The organism is Anabaena sp. CA = ATCC 33047 (assembly GCF_963870205.1).
Classification (GTDB): domain Bacteria; phylum Cyanobacteriota; class Cyanobacteriia; order Cyanobacteriales; family Nostocaceae; genus Trichormus.
In genome coordinates, this window is record NZ_CAWMSA010000067.1 from 196,758 (window position 1) to 200,619 (window position 3,862).

The window sequence follows — 3,862 nt, forward strand, 5'->3', positions numbered from 1 at the left end:
TGACCAATGACTAATGACCAATGACTAATGACTAATGACTAATAATTAATGACTTGCTTGTTAACGTAGTTCTATTTTCCCTAAAATCAATCAAGTGAGAGCGCGAGGCAACAAAGATTGGACGACAACTACCAAACCTACTTAAATCGGGTAGCACGGATGACGCTACCAGAAGCTTATAAAACCCAGGTGCAGCATATTCAGGAATCCTATAAATTTCAGCCATCAGGGGAATCTAGAGTTGCAGTATCTTTTCCTGGTTACACACTAATTACCTCCACGGCGACAGAAGACTCAGAAAACTCGGCTTTCTACGCCACATTACAAGGGTATCAACAGGAAATTTTACAGTTACCTGGCAATAAAGATTTAATTGTCCCCCTACCTGCTGGCAGTTTCCACTTAACCTTAGCAGATTTGATTTGGGACAGTGCTTATCGTCATGCTTGTGAAGAAAATCCTCAATTTGACCAACAATTACGCTCTTGCATAGCCGAAACATTTCAGCAGTATCAAGAATCATTGACAAAAGAGAGTCAAGGCATTACTTGGAAAGTGCTAGGAATAGTGCTGATGCCCAGAGCTATAGGAGTGTGTCTAGTACCCAAAGATGAAAACTGCTACGAACAGATTATTAAATTTCGCCGTACAGTTTATCAAAACCCCAAATTAATCGCTTTGGGAATTGAACAACACTATCATTTCACAGCCCATGTTACCTTGGGTTATTTTGGAGCCATCCCAGAAGATTTAGACAGAATAAAATTTGTTGACTCACTGACTGAGTTAAATAAAAAATGGATGTTTGACCTACCAGAAATTTCCATTAGTCGTGTTGAACTCAGAAAATTTGACGATATGACACGTTATTATCGTGAGCCAGACTGGCCGATTTTAAAATTTTAATTGAGGACTGGGGACTGGGGACGGTTGACGGTTGACGGTTGACGATTAACTGTTGACTGTTGACTGTTGACTGTTGACTGTTGACTGAGAAAGATTTCTACCTTGTCTACCTCATCCTCCTCATCCTCCTCATCCTCCTCATCTCCCTCCGCTCCCCTGCTCCCCTGCTCCCTCATCTCCCTCCCCAATCGCGATTTTGATATGCTAGGTAAACGGCTTCTAAAAGCACATCGGGAGAAATATGTGCTGGTAAAGTTTCGATTTTGAGAATGGCTTGAAGTTGTTGGGATAATTTCAAAGCTAGTGCATTTCTGGCTTTTGTTGCCATTGCACTGCGTCGTTTTAAATACTCACGAATTACAGCAAAATCATCAGGCAATAATATTGATAGGTCGGTAATTTGGAGCAATTCTTCATAGAATGACTTAGCTTGCTCAGAAATGCTGACAGTCTCGGATGTACTGGGTGTATCGGCTTGAATGACAATTGTACCAGCGACTAAATCGCCAAGGCGTTTTTCTTGGGGGCTAAACAGGATTAAAAAAGCTCCAATAAACAGAAATTCGTCAAATGGCCGCAATAAAGCCCGGAGGGTTGCTTGTTGCATTCCTATTGGTCTACCATCGTCACGAACTACGCGAATTTTTGCGGCTCGTTTACCAGGGGTTTGACCTTGCCATAAGGTTTCAAAAAATACAAAATAGCCAGCATAAATGACGAAGCTGACAATAAATGTAATTGCTATTAACCATAAACCAACTGTAGAGCCAAAGATTTGTTGCCAAAAATCAGATAATTGACCAGCAATGATAATCCAGGCAATTAAGAACAGGATTAAAATAGCAGCTAATGCTAAATAATCTATCAATAAAGCCCAAGCACGATTACCAATACCAGCCAGGGTAAATTCTAACTCTACACTTTCGGGTGTGCGGTATTTAACACGGTTAAACAGGTGCATAATCTCAATCTATGCTGGTGGTTAAATTTCGCGATCGCGTAGTTGTAAGCCTAACCCTTCCCGGCGACTGCGTAAGTCGTAGTAAATCACCGCTTTGATAGTTTGCCAAAATGGTACAATCACAGCACCACTACTAAAACTGATAGCTAAGATTAATACAAAATAAAACAAAAGATATATACTAGCTCCTTCTTGTATCAACGGTAAGAAAGCAAGCTGTATAACTCTCGTGAGAATCTGCACCACAATTTGCAGGGGAATAGTAATTAAAAAGGCGACAAAGGAAATTAACAGTATCCGCCAAACGTAACCCTGAGTTAATTCCCAACTACGACTGATAGCTGATGCACCATCAACGTTATCTTCCACAGCCAAGGGTAAATCTACTAAGTAAAATCTTGTGATTAGCCACAAAACGGCTAATAACGTCACAATTCCCACAACAAAAGCAACCATTCCCAACACTACAAAAGTAGCTGGATTTCCTTGCTGAACCACTCCACCGACTAGCAGCCCTGCTAACACCCCTAGGATGCTAAATACAATGACTACACCAATACCAATTCCTATCCCCACAAGAAACAGTAACAGCATCGCCAGCAAAAACTGCCACAAGCGGGAGTTGACGAAACTTTTACCCGATGAGATGCTTTCTGGTTGATTCACCAAGTCACCAAAAGCCAAGCGGGAAATTAGGGATGTGAGAGCATAAAACTTAGCCCATCCATACACAGGAACTAGCAGCCAGAGGTAAGCTTGAAGTGCGAGTAAAAAATAGTCCTTGAGATGAGAACGATACAATCGGATGCCAGCACTGACAACGTTGCCTACACTCAGGGGTTGTATAGGAGAATCAATATTTCCTGCCATAAGGTAGAACTTTCCTTGAAATTACGGGTATTAATTTGAGGCTATCTTAAGGTAAGTTAATTGCTAATATGCCCAAATTTTATGAATATTCAACGTTGGATTGCACGGCGAGAACCAAACTGGCAGCGTTTAGAAGCTTTGTTAAGGCAAGCAGAAACAAAAGGCTTAAAGTCGCTCAAAGCTGGGGAAATTAGCGAATTAGCTAGTTTATACCGTTCCGTAGCCGCAGATTTAGCCCGCGCCCGCACGCAACAAGTTGGTAATATTTTGATACAAAATTTACAATTATTGACAACTCGCGCTTACACGCAAATTTACCAAGGTTCGCGACGACAGGAATGGCAAGCTGTGGTAGAGTTTTACCGTTGGGGATTACCAGAGGTGATACAGCGAACATTCCCATATACAGCTACAGCTACAGGTTTGTTTTGCTTCGGATTGATAGTTGCTTGGTGGTATGCGTGGCGAGATCCGGTATTTATGTCGCTGATAGTTCCAGAAAGCTTAATTTCACAAGTACGAGATGAACATAAATTGTGGATGGGTTCGATTGTGGGGATTGAACCTTTAGCATCTAGCGGCATTATGATTAACAATATCCGGGTTTCCTTTGGTGCGGTGGCTGGAGGAATTACCGCCGGAGTCTTTACGACTTATATTATGGTATTTAATGGCTTATTAATTGGTGCGATCGCTACCTTGGTAGGTCAAAATAATTTAGCTTATCCTTTTTGGGCTTTTGTCTTTCCCCACGGTGCTTTAGAATTACCCGCTATCTTTTTTGCTGGTGGGGCTGGTTTTTTATTAGCCAAAGCCATTTTATTTCCCGGTAAATATCGCCGCCAAGCTGCCTTAAAATATTATGGTTCACAAGCAGTAAAGTTACTATTTGGCATTGTACCACTGTTAGTAATTGCTGGGATAATTGAGGGTTTTTTCTCACCTAATCCTATCGTACCCAACCCATTAAAGTATTTATTTGGTTTAGGATTATTCATAATTTTAGTGATGTACTGTAGCCGCAAACATACATCAGTCAACGGGTAGATTTTTGAACTTTGAATTTTGCGAAAAGTTCTGTAGGCGGGTTTCCCGCCGTAGGAAACTTTTCAAGACGAATTTTGA

At 41.2% G+C, this 3,862-nt stretch carries 5 protein-coding genes; 2 read left to right on the forward strand and 3 right to left on the reverse strand.

From position 1 onward, the window contains the following. Positions 1-117 precede the first annotated feature (117 nt). On the forward strand, positions 118-906 hold the full coding sequence (locus AACS98_RS20230) for a DUF1868 domain-containing protein (protein WP_082803827.1): 789 nt from the start codon (positions 118-120) through the stop codon (positions 904-906). Here AACS98_RS20230 and AACS98_RS20235 read toward each other — a convergent pair. The 3 genes from AACS98_RS20235 to AACS98_RS20245 are packed head-to-tail and all read right to left on the reverse strand — an operon-like array spanning position 903 to position 2,737. Then, positions 903-1,082, reverse strand: coding sequence for a hypothetical protein (locus tag AACS98_RS20235; protein WP_066383227.1), 180 nt, complete (start codon positions 1,080-1,082; stop codon positions 903-905). The genes AACS98_RS20230 and AACS98_RS20235 overlap by 4 nt on opposite strands. After that, complete coding sequence (locus tag AACS98_RS20240) at positions 1,079-1,867, reverse strand: RDD family protein (RefSeq protein ID WP_066383234.1); 789 nt, start codon at positions 1,865-1,867, stop codon at positions 1,079-1,081. The genes AACS98_RS20235 and AACS98_RS20240 overlap by 4 nt, the downstream gene beginning before the upstream one ends. A 21-nt stretch (positions 1,868-1,888) precedes the next feature. Continuing rightward, positions 1,889-2,737 carry a hypothetical protein gene (locus AACS98_RS20245; RefSeq protein ID WP_066383235.1) on the reverse strand — a complete coding sequence of 283 codons (849 nt, stop codon included), beginning with the start codon at positions 2,735-2,737 and terminating at the stop codon, positions 1,889-1,891. Between the two features lie 81 nt (positions 2,738-2,818). Between AACS98_RS20245 and AACS98_RS20250 the strand changes: the two genes are divergently transcribed. Next, positions 2,819-3,784: a stage II sporulation protein M gene (locus tag AACS98_RS20250; RefSeq protein WP_066383237.1), complete on the forward strand. Its 966-nt coding sequence runs from the start codon at positions 2,819-2,821 to the stop codon at positions 3,782-3,784. Positions 3,785-3,862 lie beyond the last annotated feature (78 nt).